The sequence below is a fragment of the Clostridium neuense genome (assembly GCF_045310695.1).
GTDB classification, from domain to species: Bacteria; Bacillota; Clostridia; order Clostridiales; family Clostridiaceae; genus Clostridium_S; species Clostridium_S neuense.
In genome coordinates, this window is the sequence record NZ_JBJIAA010000006.1 from 92,511 (window position 1) to 117,134 (window position 24,624).

21 protein-coding genes, 1 tRNA gene and 5 riboswitches are annotated in these 24,624 nt (G+C 31.3%); of the genes, 2 read left to right on the forward strand and 20 right to left on the reverse strand.

From position 1 onward, the window contains the following. Positions 1-66: 66 nt before the first annotated feature. The 14 genes from ACJDT4_RS08360 to ACJDT4_RS08425 all read right to left on the reverse strand — a co-directional run bounded on the left by ACJDT4_RS08360 (position 67) and on the right by ACJDT4_RS08425 (position 14,940). Positions 67-966, reverse strand: a complete 900-nt coding sequence (locus ACJDT4_RS08360) for a radical SAM protein (RefSeq protein ID WP_406787107.1) — start codon at positions 964-966, stop codon at positions 67-69. Between the two features lie 104 nt (positions 967-1,070). Next, on the reverse strand, positions 1,071-1,739 hold the full coding sequence (locus tag ACJDT4_RS08365; RefSeq protein WP_406787108.1) for a methionine ABC transporter permease: 669 nt from the start codon (positions 1,737-1,739) through the stop codon (positions 1,071-1,073). Then, positions 1,736-2,512 (reverse strand): methionine ABC transporter ATP-binding protein, encoded by a 777-nt coding sequence (locus ACJDT4_RS08370; RefSeq protein ID WP_406787109.1) that lies wholly within the window; start codon positions 2,510-2,512, stop codon positions 1,736-1,738. The genes ACJDT4_RS08365 and ACJDT4_RS08370 overlap by 4 nt, the downstream gene beginning before the upstream one ends. Before the next feature lie 59 nt (positions 2,513-2,571). Further along, the gene (locus tag ACJDT4_RS08375; RefSeq protein ID WP_406787110.1) at positions 2,572-3,390 is read right to left on the reverse strand and encodes a MetQ/NlpA family ABC transporter substrate-binding protein; all 819 of its coding nucleotides are present in this window, start codon (positions 3,388-3,390) and stop codon (positions 2,572-2,574) included. A 36-nt stretch (positions 3,391-3,426) separates the two neighbouring features. Beyond that, a complete protein-coding gene (locus tag ACJDT4_RS08380; protein WP_406787111.1) occupies positions 3,427-3,591 on the reverse strand; it encodes a YezD family protein in 165 nt (54 codons plus the stop codon). A 413-nt stretch (positions 3,592-4,004) separates the two neighbouring features. Then, a riboswitch (SAM riboswitch) is annotated at positions 4,005-4,114 on the reverse strand. A gap of 130 nt (positions 4,115-4,244) precedes the next feature. Further along, complete coding sequence (locus ACJDT4_RS08385) at positions 4,245-4,586, reverse strand: NifB/NifX family molybdenum-iron cluster-binding protein (RefSeq protein WP_406787112.1); 342 nt, start codon at positions 4,584-4,586, stop codon at positions 4,245-4,247. Positions 4,587-4,624: 38 nt separating this feature from the next. Continuing rightward, on the reverse strand, positions 4,625-5,929 hold the full coding sequence (locus tag ACJDT4_RS08390; protein ID WP_406787113.1) for an O-acetylhomoserine aminocarboxypropyltransferase/cysteine synthase family protein: 1,305 nt from the start codon (positions 5,927-5,929) through the stop codon (positions 4,625-4,627). A gap of 331 nt (positions 5,930-6,260) precedes the next feature. Then, the gene (locus tag ACJDT4_RS08395; protein ID WP_406787114.1) at positions 6,261-7,577 is read right to left on the reverse strand and encodes a nitrogenase component 1; all 1,317 of its coding nucleotides are present in this window, start codon (positions 7,575-7,577) and stop codon (positions 6,261-6,263) included. Then, the gene (locus ACJDT4_RS08400) at positions 7,561-9,042 is read right to left on the reverse strand and encodes a nitrogenase component 1 (RefSeq protein WP_406787115.1); all 1,482 of its coding nucleotides are present in this window, start codon (positions 9,040-9,042) and stop codon (positions 7,561-7,563) included. The genes ACJDT4_RS08395 and ACJDT4_RS08400 overlap by 17 nt, the downstream gene beginning before the upstream one ends. Positions 9,043-9,299: 257 nt before the next feature. Continuing rightward, positions 9,300-9,409, reverse strand: a riboswitch (SAM riboswitch). Between the two features lie 96 nt (positions 9,410-9,505). Continuing rightward, complete coding sequence (locus ACJDT4_RS08405) at positions 9,506-10,486, reverse strand: ABC transporter ATP-binding protein (RefSeq protein WP_406787116.1); 981 nt, start codon at positions 10,484-10,486, stop codon at positions 9,506-9,508. Then, complete coding sequence (locus tag ACJDT4_RS08410; RefSeq protein ID WP_406787117.1) at positions 10,486-11,472, reverse strand: ABC transporter ATP-binding protein; 987 nt, start codon at positions 11,470-11,472, stop codon at positions 10,486-10,488. The genes ACJDT4_RS08405 and ACJDT4_RS08410 overlap by 1 nt, the downstream gene beginning before the upstream one ends. A gap of 4 nt (positions 11,473-11,476) precedes the next feature. After that, positions 11,477-12,328 (reverse strand): ABC transporter permease, encoded by an 852-nt coding sequence (locus tag ACJDT4_RS08415; protein ID WP_406787118.1) that lies wholly within the window; start codon positions 12,326-12,328, stop codon positions 11,477-11,479. A 5-nt stretch (positions 12,329-12,333) separates the two neighbouring features. After that, positions 12,334-13,284: an ABC transporter permease gene (locus tag ACJDT4_RS08420; protein ID WP_406787119.1), complete on the reverse strand. Its 951-nt coding sequence runs from the start codon at positions 13,282-13,284 to the stop codon at positions 12,334-12,336. A 90-nt stretch (positions 13,285-13,374) separates the two neighbouring features. Next, positions 13,375-14,940: an ABC transporter substrate-binding protein gene (locus tag ACJDT4_RS08425; RefSeq protein ID WP_406787120.1), complete on the reverse strand. Its 1,566-nt coding sequence runs from the start codon at positions 14,938-14,940 to the stop codon at positions 13,375-13,377. A gap of 138 nt (positions 14,941-15,078) precedes the next feature. After that, a riboswitch (SAM riboswitch) is annotated at positions 15,079-15,184 on the reverse strand. A 179-nt stretch (positions 15,185-15,363) separates the two neighbouring features. After that, a riboswitch (SAM riboswitch) is annotated at positions 15,364-15,465 on the forward strand. A gap of 89 nt (positions 15,466-15,554) precedes the next feature. Between ACJDT4_RS08425 and ACJDT4_RS08430 the strand changes: the two genes are divergently transcribed. Continuing rightward, positions 15,555-16,706 carry a trans-sulfuration enzyme family protein gene (locus tag ACJDT4_RS08430; protein ID WP_406787121.1) on the forward strand — a complete coding sequence of 384 codons (1,152 nt, stop codon included), beginning with the start codon at positions 15,555-15,557 and terminating at the stop codon, positions 16,704-16,706. Between the two features lie 193 nt (positions 16,707-16,899). Here the strand turns inward: ACJDT4_RS08430 and ACJDT4_RS08435 are convergent, their stop codons facing one another. The 3 genes from ACJDT4_RS08435 to ACJDT4_RS08445 all read right to left on the reverse strand — a co-directional run bounded on the left by ACJDT4_RS08435 (position 16,900) and on the right by ACJDT4_RS08445 (position 20,343). Next, complete coding sequence (locus tag ACJDT4_RS08435) at positions 16,900-18,183, reverse strand: O-acetylhomoserine aminocarboxypropyltransferase/cysteine synthase family protein (RefSeq protein WP_406787122.1); 1,284 nt, start codon at positions 18,181-18,183, stop codon at positions 16,900-16,902. A 174-nt stretch (positions 18,184-18,357) separates the two neighbouring features. Next, positions 18,358-18,466, reverse strand: a riboswitch (SAM riboswitch). Positions 18,467-18,589: 123 nt separating this feature from the next. Beyond that, complete coding sequence (locus tag ACJDT4_RS08440) at positions 18,590-19,438, reverse strand: YwqG family protein (RefSeq protein WP_406787123.1); 849 nt, start codon at positions 19,436-19,438, stop codon at positions 18,590-18,592. A 14-nt stretch (positions 19,439-19,452) separates the two neighbouring features. Further along, on the reverse strand, positions 19,453-20,343 hold the full coding sequence (locus ACJDT4_RS08445) for a D-alanine--D-alanine ligase (protein ID WP_406787124.1): 891 nt from the start codon (positions 20,341-20,343) through the stop codon (positions 19,453-19,455). 384 nt (positions 20,344-20,727) lie between these two features. Between ACJDT4_RS08445 and ACJDT4_RS08450 the strand changes: the two genes are divergently transcribed. Continuing rightward, a tRNA-Trp gene (locus tag ACJDT4_RS08450) sits at positions 20,728-20,802 on the forward strand. A 123-nt stretch (positions 20,803-20,925) separates the two neighbouring features. Here the strand turns inward: ACJDT4_RS08450 and ACJDT4_RS08455 are convergent. The 3 genes from ACJDT4_RS08455 to ACJDT4_RS08465 all read right to left on the reverse strand — a co-directional run bounded on the left by ACJDT4_RS08455 (position 20,926) and on the right by ACJDT4_RS08465 (position 24,404). Next, positions 20,926-22,167 carry a hypothetical protein gene (locus tag ACJDT4_RS08455; RefSeq protein ID WP_406787125.1) on the reverse strand — a complete coding sequence of 414 codons (1,242 nt, stop codon included), beginning with the start codon at positions 22,165-22,167 and terminating at the stop codon, positions 20,926-20,928. Between the two features lie 76 nt (positions 22,168-22,243). Further along, on the reverse strand, positions 22,244-23,722 hold the full coding sequence (locus ACJDT4_RS08460; protein ID WP_406787126.1) for a sensor histidine kinase: 1,479 nt from the start codon (positions 23,720-23,722) through the stop codon (positions 22,244-22,246). Then, positions 23,700-24,404 (reverse strand): response regulator transcription factor, encoded by a 705-nt coding sequence (locus ACJDT4_RS08465; protein WP_406787127.1) that lies wholly within the window; start codon positions 24,402-24,404, stop codon positions 23,700-23,702. Before ACJDT4_RS08465 ends, ACJDT4_RS08460 begins: the two co-directional genes overlap by 23 nt. Between the last annotated feature and the right edge of the window lie 220 nt (positions 24,405-24,624).

Sequence of the window (24,624 nt, forward strand, 5' to 3'; positions counted from 1 at the left end):
GTTGAGTTTTCAATTCTACCTTTTCCATAAATAACCGCTTGATATTTCTTTTAACATCTTTTATTTTTAACCATGTGAAAAAGTTTCAAGGTTATTCCTAGTTCCATATAATTCACTAGAAAGATCTTTTTGACCTGGTATTCCACAAGCATCTGCACGACAGTGCTTACAATGCCTAAATACTTCAAGATATTTCTCTGCTTTCGCTCTTGCTGCATCCAATTCAAAACAAGTAGGTGCTGGAACATCTTTAAGCTCATATTGGGGTATTAGGGGAATTATATTATATAAGGTTGCTCCAGCTTCCTTAACCATTTTAGCGGTTTCTTCAATATGCTTCTCATTAATTCCCGGGACAAGTACCGTATTAACTTTTACAACTATACCAAAATCACTTATCTTCTTAATTCCTCTAAGTTGTGCAGCTATTAAAATACTTGCGGCCTCTTCGCCATAATACTTTTTGCCCTCGAGTTCAATATAAGATATTATCTTACTTTGAATTTTAGGATCTACAGCATTTACTGTTACCGTTATAGTACTTACTCCAACCGCGTAAAGTTCAGCTGCATATCTTTCAAGTAAAAGTCCATTAGTACTCAGGCATTTTATAAGTTCTGGATAAGCTTCATTTACTAGCTTAAATGCTTCAATTGCATAACCTGTAGCAAGAGTATCCCCAGGTCCAGCTATACCAACTACAGTTATGTCTGGACAAAGTTCAAGAGCCCTTTTTACTGTTTTAACAGCATCCTTTGGAGCTAATATCCCATTTGCAACTCCTGGTCTATTTTCATCATTATTGTTATAATCCCTTTTGCAAAATTTACACTGAATATTACAAGTTGGACTTACTGGTAAATGAAGTCTTCCAAATTTCATATGAGCTTTTCCCCCCATACAAGGATGTATATTAGATAATTTTGAAAACTTATCATGGTTTTTTATATCATTTATTCCTGGCATAAACTTCCGTCCTTTCTTTATTTAAATCTTACACATGCAAAAAAAGCTTTAGATAAACACTAGTCTATCTAAAGCCTCTGGTTTTCCAGTCAGCATACGTACTATTAACTAAATTTGAATCTCTTTTTAATTATTAATTTTGCAATGATATCACCAATTATTTGTATGACTTGAACTAAAACCACTAGTATAACCACAGTTGTAATCATGTAACTAGTTTCAAACCTTTCATAACCATATCTCAATGCAACACTGCCTAAACCTCCAGCACCTATAGCTCCTGCAAGCGTCGTGCTTCCAATAACAGTTATTATGCACAGGGTATAACTTCTAATCAACGATGGAAGTGCTTCTGGTATAAGAACTCTTGTTATTATAGTAATAGATTTAGTTCCCATTGATATAGCCGCTTCAATTTTACCATGATCAACTTCCTTTATATTATTTTCAACCATTCTTGCTAAAAACGGTGCAAGCCCTATAACAAGAGGAACTATTGCTGCATTTGCACCTATGGTTGTTCCAACAAGAAAACGTGATAATGGAAGCAGCACTACTATTAAAATCATCGTTGGAAAAGATCTTATTATATTTATTACTGTGCCAAAAAGTTTATTAAACCTAGCTGCCTGTAGTATATTCCCCTTTTCTGTAACTACTAATATGACACCCAAAATAGTACCTATTATAAAGGTAAACACGCTAGTTACCAGTGACATATAAATTGTTTCCCCTAAAGCCTGTTTTATAACATCGAACATAACGTCGTTCATACAGCAGTCACCTCTTTTTCCTTACTAATTTGGAGATTATTTGTTATATCAATAAACACCTTTGCTGTATCACTTTGAGGATTTAAGAACACCTCATCTGTTGAACCTTCTTCCATGATTACTCCTCTTTCAATAACCGCAACATTATTGCAGCAATACTTTACAACATCAAGCTCATGAGTAATCAAAACTATAGTAAGGTTAAGTTTTTTATTTATATTTTTAAGTAATTCAAGAATAGAATAAGTTGTCTGCGGATCTAATGCAGAAGTAGCCTCATCACTAAGTAAAACATCTGGATTATTTGCTAGTGCTCTTGCTATACCAACCCTTTGTTTTTGTCCACCACTTAATTGAGCTGGATGAGCCTTTTCTTTGTCTTTTAATTCAACAAGTTCAAGTATTTCGTGTACTCTTTCATTTATCTTGTTTTTAGGATATCCAGCTACTTTAAGCGGAAATGCCACGTTATCAAAAACTGTTTTAGAATCAAACAAATTAAACTGTTGAAATATCATTCCAATTTTTTCTCTTGCTTTTCTAAGCTCTTTTTTATTAAGCTTTGTCATATCCTTATCCCCGATTGTAATAGTACCCTCATCTGGTTTCTCAAGTAAATTCAAGCATCTTACCATAGTTGATTTTCCAGCACCACTAAACCCTATTATTCCAAATATATCTCCTTTTTTTATTTCTAGATTAATGCCTTTTAAAACTTCAACCTTACCATAAGGAGTGTTAAAACTTTTACCTAAATTCTTTATACTTATCATATAAATTTCACCTTACTTTTCATTAAATATTAGACTTTGTTTACTCTATAGGCTTTATATTAAAATGCCGGAACTACAGAGCCTTTGTATTTTTCATTGATAAATTTTCTAACATCTTCAGATTGAAGAGCTTTTACAAGTTTCTTTATAACCTCTTTATTTTCATCACCTTTTCTAACTACAATTATGTTAGCATAAGGTGAATCCTTGTCTTCCCTGAATATTGCACTATTAGGATCTATTTTTGATTGAAGAACAATATTTGTATTTATAACTCCTCCATCTACGTCTCCTAATATTCTAGGAATTTGATAAGCATCAATTTCTTTAAATTTTAAATGTTTAGGATTTTCAGCTATATCATTTATAGTCGCACTTTTACTTGAAATAGTCTTTTTAACTTTAATTAATCCTTGCTTCTGTAAAAGGATTAATACTCTATATTCATTAGAGGCATCATTAGGTATAGCAATTGTGGCTCCATCTTTAAGTTCACTTGTTTTTTTAATCTTTTTAGAATAAAATCCTATTGGTTCTACATGAATGTTTCCTGCTACTGCAAAATTGTATCCTTTTTCACTAGCTACTGAATCCAAATATGGTTTGTGCTGAAAATAATTGGCATCAATTTGCTTATCATTAAGTGCTGGATTTAATTGTGATGAATCATCAAAAACTTCAATTTTTAAATCTATACCTTCTTTTTTTAATTTAGGTTTTACAAAATTTAATATTTCTGCATGTGGCGTTGTCACAGCTCCTATCTTCAAAGTTTTGTTTTCACCCTTATTTTCTGTAGTAGTACTCTTACCACATCCTGTAAAAACTATTGCTGCAAATAAAACTGCTAAAGTTGATTTTATAAATACTTTTTTCATGATATGTCCCCCTTATTTATTAAAAAATTTAAATTTTTATTTAAGTCTTATTTTTTCACTGGTTTCTATTTGTATTACTACCCCATCTTGAATAACTAAAGTTATAGAGCCATACTTTATGTCCTTTAACAATTCTGAAATCTTATCCGTATAATTTTTTATCTCATTATTCTTAATTATACGAATATTCTTATCATTCATAATATTCTACCCCCAATTTATTTATAAATAATGAAGCTGAAAGATTGAACTTTATAATACCAACTTTATCCCTACAAACTTGAAGTTGACTCAAAGTACAACTGACAGAGCACAGAGTGCAGTGAATGTAAATTTACCTTTCGTTTCTCTAAGGTAAATCTTAGAACTTAATAGGCTCAGCTGTGCTGAATACTGTATTTTATGCCATGCACAAGCATTAAATTTTAGATTTTTTCAAAGCATAGCGGAGAAAAATCATCCTTCACTGTACTCTAAGTCAAACCCTAGTTTGCTGGCATAAATTTAGAATCTGCAATTTTCAAGTTATTTATCTATTACGTATTTTCATAAAACAAAAGCCCCCTTCAATACGAAGAGGACTAACTTACTATATTAGCTTAAGTTTAAACATCCTCTTATCTCTCAAAACTTACTTTTGCAGGAATTAACACCATGCATTCAAATGAAAAATGCTGGTTGTTGGGTTTCATCGGGCCAGTCCCTCCGCCTCTCTTGATAAGATTCCAGACAATTTATTTAATTTGTATTCCTACCATTCAGATAGGAATGATGATATAATTTATAGTCTTAATTATATCATTTCTATCTTCTATGTCAATACATTTTTTGAATTATTTTAATTTAACATATTTTCAATTATTTAGCTTACCATAATACTTAACAATCTTATCCAAAGCCACGTCAACTGATTCACAAATACCGTAAGAATCAATGCCATTTTCTTGAAGTACTGCTGCTGCACCGTAACCTATCTTTCCAACCAAAAGTACTCTACAATCTTTAATTTTTTCAATAAGTGGAGCAAATTTATTTTCATGGTACCTGCTGCATTCACATAGTTCTTCATTGACTCTTTTTTCTATAAATTCATAATTATCTCCATCTACTTCATATATTAAAAATTGCAAAGCAGTAGCAAAATGTTCGTCAATATATACACCATCACTGCTTCCTACAGCTATTTTATAGCCCATACTCATATCCCCCTTTCATTTTAAGTTTTCAGCCGCATCTATAAAAATACTTTTCTAAACGCTTGTTCTAAGTCTTCAATTAAGTCATTTTCATCTTCTAAGCCTAATGAAAGTCTAATTGTTTCAGGCGGTATACCAGCTAGCTTTTGCTCCTCTGGTGTAAGCTCACTGTGAGTTGTTTTAGGTGGATTTACTATTAATGATCTTGCATCTCCAATATTGGCTTGATAGCTAAATATTTTAAGAGAATCAATAAATTTATCAATTTGCTCAAGTGTACCATCTATACCGAAGGAAAAGGTAGATCCTGCTCCTTTAGGTAAATATTTATCCTTAAGCTTTTTATATGGACTTTCTTTAGCTGTCGGATACTTAACCCATGCTACTTCTTTCTTTGTTTCAAGATACTTAACTATCTTTTCTGCATTAGAAACCTGTTTTTTTACTCTTTCTGAAAGAGTTTCAATTCCTAACAAAACAAGATATGCATCAAAAGCGCCTAATGTTGCCCCATAATATGCCAAATAATTTGATCGAACTCTAGCTGTAAAAGGGAACTCAGGAAAAACATCTACAAAACTTCTAGGATTTCCACTTGAATCCCTAAGTATATGGTAAGTTTCTAAAAACTGTGGAAATTTGTCGCTTTTAAAATTAAACTTACCACTCTCAACTATGAGCCCAGCAATTACATTTCCATGTCCACTTAGTGCTTTTGTAGCCGAATAAATTACAATGTCTGCACCATACTTAATTGGATTCAAAAGATATGGTGTAGCTAAAGTATTGTCCACAATTAAAGGAATTCCATTTTCATGTGCTATATTAGCTATGGCCTCAATATCAACAAGAATTGCATTAGGATTACTTATACTCTCAACATATATAGCTTTCGTATCAGCTTTAATAGCCTTTCTAAACTGTTCTGGATCTTTGGAATTATTTACTATATCTATCTTGATTCCGTAATTCGGAAACACCTTTTTAAAACCATCAACAGTTCCACCATAAAGTTCCGAAGTAGCTAATATTCTCCCACCCTTTTCTGCTACATTTAACAAAGCGTATGTTATTGCTGCCATTCCAGAACCAACTGCTATTGCTGCCGCTGCATCATGAAGACTCGCTATTCTTTGTTCCAAAACACCAACTGTTGGATTTCCAACTCTAGAATACACATATCCAAATTCGGTAAAACCTATAAGTTTTTTTGCCCTTTCCGTACCTCTAAATTCAAAAGACGTCGTAGCATATATAGGAACAGAAACTGCATTATTATGCTCCTTAGGATTGTATCCTCCTCTTACTTTTAAAGTATCAAATTCATAATTTAAAACAGGCATTGTTTAACCTTCCTTCCCCTTTAATTTTACAAAAAACAAATGCATCACTAAGTATTAAATAAAAATTTAATTAGTTACAAAAATTCATACCTAAAATTCCGTAGGTGCGGAGGAATTTTTTCCTTGTACCACCGTGTGAGCGAAGTAAAAATACTGAAGGAACAGTTTAAAAAAGTTCTAATAAATATCGGTAAAAAAATTGTAAAATACTTAGATATTTCAATCTGTTTGAGCATTTTTTCAGCGAGTTATTGAAATATCTTAGGATTTTATAATTTTTTTACCTTAGATTTATAGAAATTCTTTAATGTGACGAAGCATTTTTACTTCGCTATCTATATGTGTTTAATACAATATTATATATATCTTCAATAGCTCTTAATCCACCATTATAACCTGCATATCCGCAATTTAATACCAACCTATAAGCCACAGGCGGACTTATTATTAAAAGATCAGCACCTATATCCTTTGCTAGGTCCCTTTCCCAACTACTTCCGAGTATCAAAGCTCTATTTTTATGCTCACCTTTTCTTATATCATCCTGTATTTCTCCTCCGTCAACTGAAAACTTGACTTCGGCTGATCTGTATTCAGATATCTTATTAAACTCTTTTATAATTGCACTTTTAAATTCTTCTGGTGTATCTTCAACTACATACTGCTTACCTGGTATTATTCCAAGTTCATTTAAAAGAAATTTTGAAAAGCCTATTGAATAATTTGAATCTAAAATCGTATAAAATTTTCTAGGAAGCCCATATCTAAACTCCAGCATAAAATCTGCAGTTCTCTCAATAAATGAATAAAATTTTTCTTCTTCCTTTTTAATGAAAGCTTCAACCTTATTTTCATCAAGCTCACCAAAATTTCCAACTTCCCTTAAAAACTTTGATGTTTCTACTCCTCCTATAGGAAGATAAGGGAAATGATAGTATGGAGTACCATACTTTTCTTCAAGATGCTTTGCTATTTTAAGTCCAACCCAATTGCTTACCACAATATTAAACTGCGCATTAGGTATAGTTTTCCACTCATCTATTCCATTTGATTCATTTCCAAAAAGAATGTTAACTTTAAGTCCTATTCCTTCAAGTATTCTTTTTATTTCTTCCAAATTTCCATTCCAATATGGATCTTGATATGGTATTGTTGCAAATACATTAACTAATCCCTTTTCAATTTTAATACTTTCATTAAGCTTATCAACATATTGATCTATAATTGCATTTGCAACTAACTCATGGCTTATATAGTTATTACTTTTAAAGCCACCCGTTTCAACTCCTACAATTGGTCTTCCAGCTTTTTGATAATCTGAAACTATAGTTCCTATATCGTCACCTACTATATCTGATGTACAGCCTGTAAGCACTACATAAAGATCAGCATCAATTACTTTAAAGGCTCCATCAATTACACTTCTTAATTTTTGTTCTCCTCCAAATACTATTTCTGATTCACTAGCGTTTGTACATGGAATTGTATTTCCTCCAGCATAGCCTTCTCCCTGTCCTATAAGACTGCTTACCTTTCCGCTGCAGCCAGGACCAGAATGAAGTACTGGAACTGCTCTTTTTATTGCAACTACTGTCTGCTGTGCCCCAAGTGCACAAGAAAATCTAGGTTGTTCAATAATGTTCGACACTTGTACCACCTCCAAGAAAAGTAAATGGGTCCTGTTCAAGCCACCATTTTGTATACGGCATTGTGCTGTGCTTTGCAAGATTAGTTACAAATTCTTTATTATCTATAGTTTCTAAAATTCTTTCTGCATAATTTATTACTCCTTGATAGCCAAAGCCAAATTGCTCATCGCCAATCAATAGTGTTGGTACACCAAGCTTTGCTCCCCAAAGTGTCATTCCACCATGCCTTGCAATCATTATATCTGGTCTTACTCTGTTTAAAATATTAACTAATTCATACGCCTGCTTATTGCAAACATTATAATTTGGAATATCTCCGTAGGTATTTACATCATGTGCAAGTGCATCTGATTTAGGATCACCATTATCGAATACAGTATCATGATGAAATATGGCAGCTCCTTTAACATTTAATCCAAGCTCTCTTAAAAGTGCTATGAGTGCATGACCATGAGCAGCACCAGCTGTAATATATGCTGTCTTATTCGTAAGTTTTTTTCGATATTCTTTAATCTTAGGAAGTAACCTATCATGTTCTTTTGTTATATATTTTTCTATTTCCTCTTTTCTATTAAGCACCCTTCCAAGTTCTCTGAGCCAACTATCTGTACCTGCAATTCCATAAGCTGGTGGAGATTTTATTTCTGGGACGCCATATACTTGCTCTAATGCTGCTCCTAAATATGTTCCAAGTGTAGTACATATTTGTATTGTTGCAGCGGATTCAGATATATTTTCAAGCTCAGCAACCGTTGAAAATGGAACAATATATTTTGCTTCATATCCAAGTTCATGAAGCAAATTATCAAAAATATGACTTCCCCAAAAGTTTATTATATTTATTTTATTGGTCTTTTTCTTTGGGGGTTTCACTATTTTTCTAACAATAGAGTGATATGCTGAATCAAAACCAGATGTCCATATTTTTGATCTAAATCCCTCGCAAAAACATGCAACAATTGGTATCCCAAGTTTCTTTGTCAAATCATCAGTGACACTTTCTATGTCGTCACCAATAATTCCAGATGCACATGAAGTTGTAACAAATATTGCATTGGGTTTAACTTTTTTATATACATAAAGAATAGTTTCTTCTAACTTTTGAGTTGCACCAAAAATTGTATCTTTTTCGGTGAGATTTGTACTAAAATATCTTCCCATTGCCCTTGGAAGCTTCCTTTCCATTTGGCCAACCCTATATACAAAATTAAACCCAAAAGAATCTCCCAAGCATCCTACAGGTGCATGATTAATAATTGCTGCATCCTTTATCATGGAAAGCTGGCAAAACGCATTTCCAGAACTACATCCCATGCATTGGCTAAAGCTTCGTGTGCTATCTTTTAGCTTTCCACATTTTCCAAGTTTTACAAGTTGACTTGCTGTACCATTAAAGCCAGTAATTGAACCAAGACGGTTTTCTCTTATTTCTACAGCTTGAGCATTTAAATTAATTTTACTCATCAAATTTCCTCCCTTTAATTTATGTAAAAAATAAAAGACTATATTTACTCAATTTTAAAAGTAAATATAGTCTCTAGTTTTTCTAGTCAACTATAGATAAGCGTATTAAATTATTGAAATTTATTTGTACTATAATGTCCATAAAACAGCATTTTGGTATAAATAAATTTCAAGTTGCAAGGTTTTTATCTTTATAAAAATAAAAAACCCACTTAAAACATTAAGAGGATTTTTATAATTATATTAGCACAATTATCCTCTTATCTCTCAAAACTTAATTTTGCAGGAATTAACACCATACATTCAAATGAAAAACGCTGGTTGTTGGGTTTCATAGGGCCAGTCCCTCCACCTCTCTTGATAAGATCTAAATATTTTATTCAATTTTGTATTCCTATAACTCAAATAGGAATAATTATTAATTTTAATTATATCATTCTTATATATTATGTCAATACAATTTTTAAAACAAATGACATGCCACCGTATGTCCTTTATCTACTTCTTTCATTTCTGGTTCTTTTTCACTGCATATTGGAGTTGCATATGGACATCTTGTCCTAAATCTACATCCCGTTGGAATATCCATGGGGCTTGGAAGTTCTCCTTCTATTATTTTATTTAAAGCTGCACTTGCCTTTTTAGGATCTGGCACAGGTATAGAAGATAAAAGTGCTTTAGTATATGGATGAAGTGGATTTTTATAAAGATTCCTGCTTTCTGATATCTCAATTATCTTTCCTAAATACATTACTCCAATCCTACTAGATATATGCTTTACCATAGACAGATCATGTGCTACGAAAAGATAAGTGAGTCCCATATCTTTTTGAAAATCTTCAAGCATATTTACAACCTGCGCTTGAATAGATACATCAAGTGCAGAAATTGGCTCATCACATAAAACAAACTCAGGCTCTATAGATAATGCTCTTGCTATTCCTATTCTCTGACGCTGTCCTCCGCTAAATTCATGAGGAAACTTTTCCATATCCGACTTTTTCATTCCAACCCTTTTAAGAAGTTCCTCAATTTTCTCCATTCTTTCAACTCTAGACAAATTTGAATGAATGGCCATAGGCTCATCTATTATTTCTGAAACATTCATATATGGATTAAGTGAAGAATATGGATCTTGAAATATAACCTGCATTCTTTTGTGATATGGCTTAAGTTCTTTTTTACCTAATCTTGCTATATCCCTGCCATCAAAAATCACCTTTCCATCTGTTACGTCATATAACCTTGTAATTGTTCTTCCAAGTGTGGATTTTCCGCAGCCTGATTCGCCAACAAGTCCAAAAGTTTCTCCCTTTTTAATATAAAAACTAACATCATCTACAGCCTTAACATACTTATTTTTATTTATTCCAAAAGCGCCCTTCACAGGAAAGTACTTTTTTAAATTACTAACTTCTATTAGCTTCTTTTCTGTTTCACTCATTATGACTTTTCTCCTTCCTCTACTAAGAAGCATCTTGCTTTTTGAGTTTTCGAAATACTTTTATATTCTGGTATTTCTCTAAAACACTTATCAGTTGCAAAAGAACATCTTTCAGCAAAAGGGCATCCCTTAGGTGGATTTAAAAGTGAAGGTGCTGTTCCTTTAATAGGCTCAAGTCTTTTCTTTTCATCTTCATCAACCTTAGGAATTGAATTCAAGAGCGCTTTTGTATAAGGATGTGCTGGTTTATAAAATATATCTTCTGCTAGTCCTTCTTCCATTACCATTCCTGCATACATAACAATTATTCTACTGCAAAGACTTGCTACAACACCTAAATCATGAGTTATAAGAACAATAGACATATTTTTCTTTTCCTTAAGTTCCTTCAAAAGATTTAGTATTTGAGATTGAATTGTAACATCCAGTGCTGTTGTGGGTTCATCTGCTATTAAAAGTTTTGGTTCAGATGAAAGTGCCATTGCAATTAAAACTCTTTGCCTCATTCCACCACTAAACTCGTGAGGATACTGATTTAGCCTTTTTTCAGCCATTGGTATTCCAACTAAATTTAAGATATCAACAGCCTTTTTTCTTGCTTCTTCTTTAGTAATTTTATTATACCTTAAAATAACCTCTTCAAGATGCTTTCCTATTGTTATCAAAGGATTTAACGCCGTCATAGGATCTTGAAAAATCATTGACATATCATTTCCTTTAATCTTTTGTTTTTCTTTACCAGATAGCTTTAATATATCCTTACCCTCAAAAAATATTTCTCCATTTTCAATCTTTGCATTTTTAGGAACAATCCCTAGTATAGACTTCATTGCAACACTTTTGCCGCTGCCCGATTCACCAACAATACCTAAAATTTCTCCATCGTCAATTTTAAAACTTATTCCTCTAACCGCCTCAATTTTTTCACCTTTGTCGTAAAAACTAGTCTTTAAATCTTTAACCTCGAGTAGTATATTATTTTTCATAGTATCACTTCCTATCTGCTGCAGTCTTAGGTTCTACAAATACTCTCAAAATATCGCCAAGCTTATTGAAAGAATATATAGTCAAAACAATTAATATTCCTGGTAAGATTGCCATATATGGTGCGTTTTGAAGATTACTTTGTGCATTTTGAAGTAAGCTTCCCCAAGATGACATAGGCTGCTGTATTCCTATTCCAAGAAAGCTTAGAGATGATTCTGTCATTATTGCATTTGCAATTCCAGTCGTTGCTGCTACTATTATAGTTGGAAAAACTGAAGGTATAATATGCTTCGTTATTACGCTCATTGAGTTTTCTCCTGTAGATACTGCATATAAGACATATTCCCTTTCTTTAACCGACAAAGTTTCTGCACGAACAAGCCTAGATATCTCCATCCACGTAAAGAATCCAATTACAATTATTATGGTTCGAAAGCCAGGTTTTAGAAAAATGCTGATAACAGTAACTAAAATCATCCAAGGTATTGATGAAATTATATCAACCATCCTCATTAACAAGTTATCTATTTTGCCACCAAAATATCCACTTACAGTTCCTACAAATACACCTATTGAAGTCGAAATAACCATAGCCAAAATTCCAACTAGTAGAGATACTCTTCCTCCATATATAGCTCTTGCAAAGTAATCTCTTCCTAGTTCATCTGTTCCAAAAGGATGTGAAAGAGACGGTGGCTGAAGCATTATACCTACATTTGTCTTATTGGGGTTATATGGATATAAAAATGCAAATATTGATATTAGTGCTACAAGTACAAGAAATATTATTGAAAACAAAGCCACTTTATTGTGCTTAAGTTCTATTTTTACATTTTCTATTCTTCTATTTTTCATTTTTATCACCTCATACTCTTAATCCTAGGATCTATCACAACATAAAGTATGTCAGAAATGAGGTTACCTAGTATAACTAGTGTTGAGGATAAAACCATGACTGCCATAACAACAGGATAGTCTAGTCCTTGAATCGCCTTAATAAAATAAGGTCCAACACCAGGCCAACCAAATACTGTTTCCGTTATAACACCACCTGTTATTAACATAGGAAGGGCCATCCCAAGCTTGGTTATAATAGGAAGAAGTACATTTTTCAAAACATGTTTAAACAATATTTCAAATTTACTTGCTCCAAAGGCCTCCTGCACCATAACATAGTCTTCCGAAAGTTGTCCAATAGTAGATGAACGAACGTATCTTGTATTTTCTGGCATAAACGCGAATGTAAGCACGATAAAAGGCATTATAAAATGTTTCAAAAAGTCAGCTGTAGAATTTATCCCTATAGTATGCATTCCAAGTATAGGTAGGATTCCAAGTTCATATCCAAATATAAATACCAAAATCATTGCAAACCAAAAAGTTGGTATTGATATACCAATAGAGCAAAATCCATCTATTATTTTATCTGCCAGTTTATTTTTATTTAATCCTGCCATTAGTCCTAATATTATTGATAAAATAAGCGCACATATATATGATGGCAATACTAAAATCATTGTAGCTGGTATCCTGGATGCTAAATCATTAAATATGCTTTCATGAGTAACTATTGAATATCCAAACTGACCTGTTAATATTCCTTTAAGCCAATATAAATATTGTATGTATGCAGGCTTATCAAAACCATACTTTATCTTTATTAATTCTATTGTTTTCTTTGACATTTTAGGATTTGTCATTGCATCTACAGCATTATATGGTGCTAACTGAATAAGCGTAAAGCATATTATTGAAATAATTAATAGCAGCGGTACAGCTTGTGCTATTCTTTTAAGAATATACTTTCCCATTTTATATCTCCTTTCATATATAAACCTTAAGGCCAAATCCTTAAAGAATTAAAAACTTTAAGAATTTGACCCTTGAAATTACGGATTTTTTTATTTATAATAAAGCTTTGACATATCTTCAAATGTATACACTGGAACTAATCCTGCCTCTTTAATTCCACCAATTCTATTGTCAATAACAAGAACTCTGTTATTACTTAAAATCGGGTAAAACACCGCATCATCCTGCATTATCTTTTGTATCTGATTATAAATTTCTTTTCTCTTAGTCTCATCTGTTTCAATTCTTCCCTCATTAAAAAGCTTATCTATTTCAGGATTTTTATAATGCATATAGTTTGTTTCACTATTTGATATAAATAATGAATTAAATGTATCTGGATCTATTCCCATTATATATCCACCAAACACTAAATCGAAATCCGTCTGAACCTTTTTCATTTTTTCACTTAAAGCTGTAGAATCCATCCCTAAAAGTTCAACATCGATGCCAACTGCCTTTAATTCCTGCTGTACTATAGCCGCTTGCTTTTGCTGAGCCACATTATTGTTTGTATAAGCTAATTTTAACTTCAATCCTTTTACTCCTGCTTTTTGAAGAAGTTCTTTAGCCTTAGCCAAATTGTAATCGTATTTTTCAGCATCATTAGACTTAAATTTACTTTCATTTGGTAAAAAAGTATATACAGGCTGTGCATATTTTTCTGAAATATACGCTGCATCTATCACTTCTTTTCTATTTAATGCATACAGTATAGCCTTTCTGACATCTTTATTCTGAACTAGTTTAGAACTTAAATTAAAGTCCATATATGCAACTCTGCCTTCGCCATATGGCTTAATATCTAAGTTTTTATTTGATTTTTGTATTTTACTTATATCTGCTGGTTGAACTACAAGAGCATTTAATTCTCCCTTTTGAAGTGCCAACTGAGCAGTATTTGCATCTTCAATTATTCTATATACAACATTCTTAATCTTAGGTTTGCCTAGGAAATAATTATCATTTGCTACAAGCTTTACATATTGTCCTGCCTTATATTCTGCTAACTTATATGGACCAGTTCCAACCGGCTTAGCATTTTTAGAACTTTTTTCTATATTTGCTTCGCCATCATAAATATGCTTAGGCATTATAAATATATCTCCAAGAAGCTCCATTGCTGCTGAACTTATTGCAGGTAGTGTAAATTTAACAGTATAATCATCAACTTTTTCAACCTTAACTGGTTTGCCATCAAATATTAACTGGCTATACGCCCATCCCCCATTTGACTCTTTAAGCATTTGATCATATGTAAACACAACATCATCTGCTGTAAATGGCTTTCCATCACTCCACTTTACATTTTTTCTAAGCTTTGCAGTATAACTTAAATGATCAGCAGAAGGAGTCATGCTTTCAGCTAAGAAATATTGCACTTTATCAGCATTATACATATATAATGGTGAATACAATGCCTTTATTTCTGTAAGTCCATATCTATCACTTGTAGTAATTACATTAACTGAATTTCCTGGATCACCATCAATACCATAAGTAAAGGTATCAGGTTTCGCTTGTGATGTGTTATTGTTACCTGTTCCACAGCCGCTTAATATGGTAGTTGCAACAAGTAGTGCTGAAATAACAGCAGTAACTTTTTTTAATTTCATATGTAGTCCCCCTCTAAAAAACTTTTATATATTTATTAAACATTATATTTCATATCTGTTTAGTATGAATTATTGCATGAAAAATCCTCTTTTTAAAAAGAGGATCTTTATACAAATTTAAATTTATACCATTTTATCCTCTTATCTCTCAAAACTAATTTGCAGGAATTAACACCGTACATTCAAACAAAATGTTGGTTGTTGGGCTTCACAGGGCCAGTCCCTCCGCCTCTCTTGATAAGATTTTAATATTTTATATCAATTCATAGTAATCCGATATGAAATATTGATTTATTTCATGAGTAAATTATATCATGCTTTTTAATTATGTCAATATTATTCTAGTCAAAAATTGTATTGACATAGTTAATATTAAATTATATAATAACTTCAATAAATCATGTTCGACAATTTAATACTAATTTCTTATCGAGAGTGATGGAGGGACTGGCCCAATGAAATCCGGCAGCATCCTTAATTTTAGGAATGTGCTAAATCCTGCAGGATTATCCTGAAAGATAAGATAAGTTTAAAAAACTGTTTTTTATCTTATACGATAGGAAACAGTTTTTTAATACATTTTTCAAATCAGATTAAAAATCGGAGGAAATTTTATGAAATCAGATTGTAGAAACTTTGAGACAAAAGCAGTCCATGGAAGCAGTAATTTTGAAACTAGAACAGGTGCAATAAGCTACCCAATATATCAAAGTGCAACCTTTAGACATGAAGGCTTAAACCACGGCACAGGATATGATTATTCGAGACTTCAGAATCCAACAAGAGAAGAATTAGAAAAAACAGTTGCCTTACTTGAAAATGGCAAGGAATGCTTAGCATATACCTCTGGTATGGCCGCTATATCAGGCCTCTTGACAATTTTCAAAAGTGGAGAGCATTTAATAGTGTCAGATGATTTATATGGAGGAACCTATAGAATATTTGAACAGATATATAAAGACTACGGGATTGAAGTTACTTATACAGATACAACTATCATTGAAAACATAAAAAAAAGCCTTAAAGCAAATACAAAAGCAATCTATCTTGAAACTCCAACAAATCCACTTATGAAAATAGCAGATATAAAAAAAGTTTCAGAAATAACAAAAAAGAACAATCTTTTGCTTATGGTAGATAATACTTTCATGACACCATATTACCAAAAACCGCTTAACCTAGGTGCGGATATTGTTATTCATAGTGGTACAAAATTCCTTGGTGGACATAATGATACTCTATCTGGCTTTATTATTGTGAACGATGAAGATTTAGTCCAAAAACTTAGATTTATTCAAGTTTCTACTGGCGCATCTCTTCCTCCCTTTGACAGCTGGCTTATATTAAGAGGTATAAAAACTCTATCCGTAAGGCTTGATAAGCAGCAGGAAAATGCTATAAAGATAGCAAATTTTCTTAAAACTCAAAACAAAGTAAAAAAAGTGCTTTATCCTGGACTTAAAGAACATACTGGATATGAAATTTTGACCAACCAAGCTACTGGTTTTGGATCCATGATATCTTTTTATGTAGATAGCAAAGCTACCGTTGAGAAGATACTAAAAGAAGTAAAAATAATCATTTTTGCAGAAAGTCTTGGTGGAGTAGAAAGCTTAATAACCTACCCTGATACACAAACCCATGCAGATATGCCTCATGAAGTTAAAGCAAAACTTGGAGTAACAGACAAACTTTTAAGACTTTCAGTAGGAATTGAAAATGTAGATGATTTAATAAGTGACTTAAAAAATGCTTTAAGTGATTAAAAAATATTTTTCAAAAATATAATATAAAAACTCAGGGGCTGTAAATAAACTAATTCTAATTGCAGTCCCTGAGTTTTATATCTTATACATTTTCTAATACAATTTAATATTTTCAAATCATTAATTATATCATCGTCAATGTCAATAAATTTAATTAAAAGTTTATTTAATTTTTTAAAATACTGCTACTTCATCAAGCTTTCTCAAGAGCTTGATTTAAGTCCCAAATTAAATCATCAGCATCTTCAACACCTATTGAAAGTCTTATCATATCTGGAGTAACTCCAGCTGCTTTTTGTTCTTCTGCATTAAGTTCTGCATGTGTTGTACTTGAAGGATGTATTACAAGTGATTTTGCATCTGCAACATTTGCAAGAAGTGAGAATAATTTAACGCTATTTATAAAATTCTTTCCTGCTTCAAGTCCTCCCTTTATTCCAAATGTGAATATAGAACCAGCTCCTTTAGGTAAATACTTCTTAGCAAGTTCTTTATATTGGCTGCTTTCAAGTTCAGGATAATTAACCCATGCAACCTTTGGATGGTTACTTAAGAATTCTACTACCTTCCTTGTATTTTCTACATGTTTTTGAACTCTAAGTGAAAGTGATTCTAAGCCTTGTAAGAAATAAAATGCACTTTGAGGACTAAGTGTTGCTCCTGTATTTCTAAGAAGTTGTACTCTTGCCTTCAATGCAAAAGCAGGTGCTCCTAAATCTGCATATACTAAACCATTATAGCTCTTATCCGGTGTTGTAAAATCAGGAAATTTTCCGCTTGCTCTCCAATCAAATTTACCACCATCAACTATAACTCCTCCTATAGTTGTTCCATGACCTCCTATAAACTTTGTTGCTGAATGTACTACAACATCTGCTCCAAATTCTATTGGTCTTATTAAATATGGTGTTCCAAAAGTATTATCTATTATAAGTGGTATTTTATTTTCATGAGCTATGTTTGCTACTGCTTCTATATCAAGAACATTTATTCTTGGATTTCCTATGGTTTCTCCATATACTGCTTTTGTCTTATCTGTTATTGCTTTTCTTATATTTTCTGGATCATCTGGATCTACAAAAACAACCTTTATTCCAAGTTTCTTTAATGTAACTCCAAATAATTCATAAGTTCCACCATATAATGTACTTGCTGCTACAATTTCGTCTCCTGCACTTGCTACGTTTAAGATTGCATATGTTATTGCTGCAAGTCCTGATGCTGTTGCAAGACCAGCTACTCCACCTTCAAGTGCTGCTATTCTATTTTCAAACACATCTGTTGTTGGATTCATTATTCTTGAATAAACATTTCCTGGTTCTTTTAATTGAAATAAATTTGCTGCATGATCTGCATTTTTAAATACGTATGATGACGTCTGATAAATCGGAACTGCTCTTGCTCCTGTTGCTGGGTCTGGCACCTGTCCTGCATGTACTTGTAATGTTTCAAAACCGAACTTTCTTTCTTCACTCATTTCTAATTTCTCCTTTAATAATTAATTTTGATATTTTGTAATTTTTCAAAAATTCAAATTAATATTTGCACATCTTTCAATTGCTTTTTTGAAGATACATATAAAACTGTATATAAAAAATCCCCTTCTACCATGAAGAGGATTAATTTACTATATACTGTTAGCTTAATTATCCTCTTATCTCTCAAAACTTAATTTGCAGGAATTAACACCATGCATTCAAATGAAAAATGCTGGTTGTTGGGTTTCATCGGGCCAGTCCCTCCACCTCTCTTGATAAGATGCTAAATATTTATTCGATTTTATTTCCTATTAATCAAATAGGAATTATTAACTTGCTTATGTTTAAATTATATCATGTTTTAAACTCATGTCAATATACTTTTTTAAAATATATTTATTATTTTTAACCACATTGCAATATAAGCCACACATTTTCAAAGTTTTTATTTTTAAGATCATCTTCTCTTATATAAAAATATATTTCTCCACAATCACCAAACATAAGCTCAAAATCTCCCTTTGAAACAGTACCTAGCTGAAAAAGTAATTTCCATTCACTTTTATGTGCTTTTATTTCTTCCTGCTCCTCAGGCGTAATATCCAATTTTCCGCCGCAATATATTTTTCTTGAAACCCCTTCACATTCATGAAGCATAGAGCCTTGAATAGAATCGGCATATCCTAAAAGCTTATTTGAAAAATCAGGCGCCATATTACCTTTATATTTAAATTCATCATATATTTCATATCCACTTGAATTATACTCATTGCATATGTCTTCGATTTCTTCATAATCCGGAATATTTTCTTCACTTTCAAAGGTTAATTTTATTGAAGGCAGCTTATATTCTCTAGGCATGTCTTCTGGATAATCAGTTCTAACAAGCTTTGAAATATCTCCATCGTAATAATAAACCCTGGCTGAACCCTTGTCATTTGGGTCAAATCCCCAGGACATAGTTTCAAGTTCATAGAAAAAATAAAGGATTCCCGTGCTTGGAAGTCTATTATCTAAATCATACTTTTTAACTTCTTTACAATTTATTTGAGCAATAAAACTAAGCGGTCTATTTTTTGTAAAATCTTCAAGAGGAACCCTTCCATTAAAATAATACCATTTAAAGCCCTCTGGCAAATCTGGATGCCCACCAACCTTTGATGTTCCAATAGGTAATTTTTCAGTATTTTCTACATCAAAATTTACTTTTATAGAATTTAATTTGATTTTTTTAGCTGCTTCAATATAGTCCACTTTTTTACCACCATTCATAAAGAATATTCAATTATTTTATCTAACAAGACACTGTATTTCATTCCTGCTAATGCTGCACTTTTAGGAAACAACGAATTTGTTGTCATTCCTGGAAGTGTATTTAACTCCAGTACATATGGCATTCCATTACTTACTATAATATCAACTCTAACATATGCCTTGCAATCAAATATCTGCCAGCAGCATTTTGAAACATCTTTTATTTTATTTTCTAATTCGTTTGGAATCTTTGCCAATATTTCTTCAGATTCTCCTTCAGTATATTTGCATTTATAATCAAAAAAATTCCCCTTTGACTTAATTGATAATATAGGTAAAATCTCTCCATTTAGCATGCAAACTGTATATTCATTCCCAGCTATATATTTTTCAACTATAACTTCATCATCATATTTAAAAGCTTCTTTTATATTTTGCTCCAACTCTTGTTTATTTGAAGCCATTGATATGCCTATGCTTGATCCTCCATTATTAGGCTTTACAAACATAGGATACTGAAGTAACTCAATTTTTTCAAAATCAACTTTTTTATTTTTATAAATAACATAGAAAGGCGCTGTATTAATATTTTCTGCCTTTAATATCCTCTTAGTTTGCTTTTTATCCATACATATAGCACTTGTAAGCATATTACAACCAGAATAAGGCATTGAAATGCTATTAAGCAGAGCCTGTATAGTTCCATCTTCTCCAAAAGCACCGTGAAAAGCTAGCAATGCAAAATCTATACCTTTTACTTTTTCAATTACCTCATCCTTTGAATTTATTATAATTGGATAAACTTCATATTTATTTTTATCAAGATTTTTAACAATTTCCTTTCCAGAAAGAATGGATATTTCTCTTTCCGATGATATTCCACCCATAAGCACACCTATTTTCATGTATAACAACTCCCTTAAATACTCTGTTATATAATTATATAATTAATAGTGGCTTAGTATAAGCTCCACAAAACATGTTTTTATATTCTAGTGTGGAACAAAAAAAAGTAGTTGAAAAGAGGGATGTTTCAACTACTTTAGTAAATATCTTTTTTATTATCATTACTTGCCTGTAACTTAATAATAAGCCATTTTTGTTAAAAAAGTATGACTATATTAAGTATATTCTATTAATTATTTTCCAGGGTTAAAATTTAAAGCAATTACATACTAATATCAAATAAATAAGCATAATTAAGAAATCGTGCTTGACTGATTAGGATTTCTATTTTATAATAGTCTTTGTCGGTAATTATTATATATTTAACGATTATTAATACATAAAGGGGTATGGCTCAACGGTAGAGTAGTGGTCTCCAAAACCATTGGTTGTGGGTTCAAATCCTACTGCCCCTGCCAAATATCATTAATGTAGTTTAGCAGTAATATTTTCAAGTGTTTAAAGTAGTTGATAGTTTATCAGCTACTTTTCTTTTTTGTCTGTAATATTTTAAAAAAACTATCCCAATCATCTCCAGCACTTTACTGTATCTTAAGAATGTATTGTTTTCCATCATTAAATATTAAAGATGTTCCATCTTGACTCCACCTTATGTCCTTTATTAAATTTTTACTTTGATAAACTTTCTTCATTTTACCAGTAGATAAATCCAAAATATCTAAGGAAGTGGTAGTATCTTTAATTACATCTTTAATTGGAGTACCCTTTGGTAATGGTATTATAGCTGGAAATGCAATAGTTTTTCCGTCCTTCGAAATATCATATACAGGACCTACAGCACTATTCCTATTAAATTCAGTAGTTTTAGCTTCACCCAACTTAACACCTTCATCATTAAAATAAACAAGTCTTGTAAAATCATCGGTTTTATTCCAATCATCAATTAAAAGCACATTATTTTCCAAAGTATATCCTACAGCGGTTCCTACGGTTCTATATATCTGTTTCATCTCATTTGTTGCTACATTAACAGAGTAGTATGTTGATTTCATGTCTTCACCAGTTGCAGAAGGATCATCAACTTCTACTATAAAATTACCAGAAACATCATTTCCAGAAACTTTAATATTTAAATTACTTGCAGGCCAAGGATGGCTTCCTGCAACAGGAGCTTTAACATTGCCCGTCTTATATATTGTTCCATCTACATTTTCAACATTCCACTTATTTCCTTCATTTGGATAATAAACAAATAATTTATTATTATCTATCCAACTATAATTTGCTTCTTTTGCCTTATACTCTCCCTTAAAATCAGTAATCTTTCCATTAGTTAAATTTAATATTTTTACACTTCTACTAAAAAGCTTGCCAGAATTCAAATCATTTTGCCATTCAGTATTACCTACCTGTGGCATAACTTTTGGTTCAGTATAAAGAACATATTTTTTATCCGGCGAAATCTTAATAGGATCACCAGCATCATTAACATCTTTAAAATCTTTTGTTTTTCCTGTATTTATGTTATACACACTTAAATAATAAACTGGGTATTTAATACCTGGTATGTTAGGATTACTATACTCTGACTTTTTATTTAAGGTCAAAACCTCATTGTCACTTAGCCATTCAACAGCTTCACCACAAGATAAAGCATTAATTTTAAAAGTTGCATCAGTTTTTGCAACCTTTGCTGCTGAATAGCTTAAAAGCGTAACATTCTTTTTAACATTGTTGGCAAATATTTGTTTATAACCAATACCTGCACTTGTACACAAAACAGCAGCTGAAAGCAATCCTATCATTACTTTTTTCTTTACCATAATATTACCTCCTAGTATGTTTTATGATTATTATCATATTCTACTACCTTTACATTAATATCACGATAATGTCATATTAATGTAAACTCATTAATTTAATATCTTGCGGCAATATAATGGTAAACCTTGAACCAACATCTATTTCTGAAGTTACTAACACTCTCCCATTTTGCTTTTCAACCATCTTTTTAACAAATGAAAGTCCAATTCCAGTTCCTCCAGTTTTCCTACTCCTATCGTTTTTAATCCTATAAAAATTTTCAAATATTTTATCTAAATCCTTATCAGAAATACCAATTCCAGTATCAGCCACCTCTATATAAACTTCCTTTTCCCTGTCATATGTACATATGCTTATGCTTCCATTAGGTTTGTTATACTTAATAGCATTATCTATTAAATTAATTAGTATATGCCTAACTCCTTCCTCATCACCTATTATGGTTAAATCCTTAAGGTTAGTGCTATATTCGATATTGTATTTTTTTATCTTTCCAAGCATTCTAGAAGAAATCTGCTCAATTAAAGGTTTTAGCTTAACAGCTTTCTTTTTCACTTCAAAATCATATTTTTCCAAGGACGATAGCTTCAAAACATTATCAACCATATCACAAAGTCTATTACATTCCTTAACTATACTGCTTGAAGCTTCTTTAACAAAATTAGGATCATACTCATACATAAGCATTATATCTGCTGATGCTTTTATTGACGTAAGGGGAGTTTTAAATTCATGAGTAACATTCCCTATAAATTCTTTTTGTTCTTTGCCCATTTTTTCTAGTTTCTCAACAGCTTTGCTTAAATCATCTCTTTGCTTTTTTAAAACAATAATATCATTTTCTATGGTATTACTCATAAATTCTACACCATTACTTAAAGTTCCAAGTTCATCATTTCTACTAAGCTTTTTTATATTTTTAAAATCTCCATTTTGAATATTGGCTACTGAATAAATTATTTTATTTATATCATTTGTAAACGGAACCAAATACAAAATTCCAAAAGCAATTCCAACTACCAATGAAATTAACCCCAATATAATAAATAACATTTTAATATTATTGTAAAAATCATTTGTTTCCTTAACCGAATATCTAAGCCTCAATACTGCAACTATAATGTTATTATATTTAATTGGTGAATAATAGTACAGTTGATTATCATCTTCTTCATATGCTATTTTATTTTGTAAACAGTATCTTATCATTTTCTCATCATCGCTATTTTTATTACTGCTTTCAATTGTATACATTAAATTTCCATTTACATCATAAATACTTGCTGGAATTGAATTCAACCATGGTTTATTAAATAAATCAGCATTATTTAAATGAATTTCCTTTTGATTTTTCATATCTATGTATTTAGAAGAATTTAGTTCATTAGATAAATACTGCTCAAACAAGTTTTTTTGATTTAAAAGTATGCTTTCATTTTTCATCTTCTGATAACTTTTAATTCCCCTAAGAACTAAAAAACTCAAGAGTACTATTACTAGAATTAACAGTGAGGTTATAAATGAAGTTAATTTAACCTTTATTCCTACTTTCATATGGATTCACTCCTTTATACCCTACACCATGAATAGTCATTATTAGCTTTTCATATTTATCGCCTAATTTTTTTCTTATTCTCTGAACATGTGTATCAACAGTTCTCGTACCACCTATGTATTCCATATTCCACACTAAATCAAGTAATTGATCTCTTGTATATACAATATTAATATTGGAAATCAGTAAATACAACAATTCAAATTCTTTTGCCGTAAATTCAAGTTCTTTCCCTCCTATAGTTACAACTCTTTCCCTATAATCAATTTTGAAATCGTCTATTACTATAAAATTATTATTTATTGAAGCTGATGATGTCTTCTTACACCTTCTAGATAGAGATTTTACTCTTGCTATAACTTCCCTAATATCAAAAGGTTTTGTTAAATAGTCATCTGCTCCAAGCTCAAGTCCTAACAATTTATCTACAATATCATTCTTTGCTGTAAGCATTATTATTCCAACATTTTCATCTTCTATTTTTTTACATACATCATATCCACTTATAACTGGAAGCATCAAATCAAGTATAACTATATCAGGTTTAAAAATGCGAAACTTATCCAAAGCTTCTTGTCCATTATATGCTTTTTCAGTTTCATATCCTTCCTTATTTAATGCATATGAAAGCACATTTAAAATACTCTCTTCATCATCTACTAATAATATTTTTTCTTCCATAAATTCACCTCAAATTTATCATTTTATATGCATTATAACTATTAAAAAATCGTATATGCGTCTTTATTTAATTATAACAACTAAAATATATATTTCAACAAATTCTATTTATCACAACTTAAATATAAAATGCTTAAACTACATAAAAGAATTTACAATTTTTCTTAAAATATGCTTGACTGAATCTTTATTCTGGCTTATAATATTTGTTGTTGGTAAT

What these genes read in the sequence shown, in the direction of transcription:
- ACJDT4_RS08445 (WP_406787124.1), bottom strand. Translation starts at nt 20,343, where the DNA reads ATGAAAATAGGTGTGCTTATGGGTGGAATATCATCGGAAAGAGAAATA.
- ACJDT4_RS08405 (WP_406787116.1), bottom strand. Translation starts at nt 10,486, where the DNA reads ATGAGTGAAACAGAAAAGAAGCTAATAGAAGTTAGTAATTTAAAAAAG.
- ACJDT4_RS08455 (WP_406787125.1), bottom strand. Translation starts at nt 22,167, where the DNA reads ATGGTAAAGAAAAAAGTAATGATAGGATTGCTTTCAGCTGCTGTTTTG.
- ACJDT4_RS08435 (WP_406787122.1), bottom strand. Translation starts at nt 18,183, where the DNA reads ATGAGTGAAGAAAGAAAGTTCGGTTTTGAAACATTACAAGTACATGCA.
- ACJDT4_RS08415 (WP_406787118.1), bottom strand. Translation starts at nt 12,328, where the DNA reads ATGAAAAATAGAAGAATAGAAAATGTAAAAATAGAACTTAAGCACAAT.
- ACJDT4_RS08375 (WP_406787110.1), bottom strand. Translation starts at nt 3,390, where the DNA reads ATGAAAAAAGTATTTATAAAATCAACTTTAGCAGTTTTATTTGCAGCA.
- ACJDT4_RS08385 (WP_406787112.1), bottom strand. Translation starts at nt 4,586, where the DNA reads ATGGGCTATAAAATAGCTGTAGGAAGCAGTGATGGTGTATATATTGAC.
- ACJDT4_RS08465 (WP_406787127.1), bottom strand. Translation starts at nt 24,404, where the DNA reads ATGGAAGAAAAAATATTATTAGTAGATGATGAAGAGAGTATTTTAAAT.
- ACJDT4_RS08370 (WP_406787109.1), bottom strand. Translation starts at nt 2,512, where the DNA reads ATGATAAGTATAAAGAATTTAGGTAAAAGTTTTAACACTCCTTATGGT.
- ACJDT4_RS08430 (WP_406787121.1), top strand. Translation starts at nt 15,555, where the DNA reads ATGAAATCAGATTGTAGAAACTTTGAGACAAAAGCAGTCCATGGAAGC.
- ACJDT4_RS08425 (WP_406787120.1), bottom strand. Translation starts at nt 14,940, where the DNA reads ATGAAATTAAAAAAAGTTACTGCTGTTATTTCAGCACTACTTGTTGCA.
- ACJDT4_RS08360 (WP_406787107.1), bottom strand. Translation starts at nt 966, where the DNA reads ATGCCAGGAATAAATGATATAAAAAACCATGATAAGTTTTCAAAATTA.
- ACJDT4_RS08390 (WP_406787113.1), bottom strand. Translation starts at nt 5,929, where the DNA reads ATGCCTGTTTTAAATTATGAATTTGATACTTTAAAAGTAAGAGGAGGA.
- ACJDT4_RS08460 (WP_406787126.1), bottom strand. Translation starts at nt 23,722, where the DNA reads ATGAAAGTAGGAATAAAGGTTAAATTAACTTCATTTATAACCTCACTG.
- ACJDT4_RS08365 (WP_406787108.1), bottom strand. Translation starts at nt 1,739, where the DNA reads ATGAACGACGTTATGTTCGATGTTATAAAACAGGCTTTAGGGGAAACA.
- ACJDT4_RS08380 (WP_406787111.1), bottom strand. Translation starts at nt 3,591, where the DNA reads ATGAATGATAAGAATATTCGTATAATTAAGAATAATGAGATAAAAAAT.
- ACJDT4_RS08400 (WP_406787115.1), bottom strand. Translation starts at nt 9,042, where the DNA reads ATGAGTAAAATTAATTTAAATGCTCAAGCTGTAGAAATAAGAGAAAAC.
- ACJDT4_RS08420 (WP_406787119.1), bottom strand. Translation starts at nt 13,284, where the DNA reads ATGGGAAAGTATATTCTTAAAAGAATAGCACAAGCTGTACCGCTGCTA.
- ACJDT4_RS08410 (WP_406787117.1), bottom strand. Translation starts at nt 11,472, where the DNA reads ATGAAAAATAATATACTACTCGAGGTTAAAGATTTAAAGACTAGTTTT.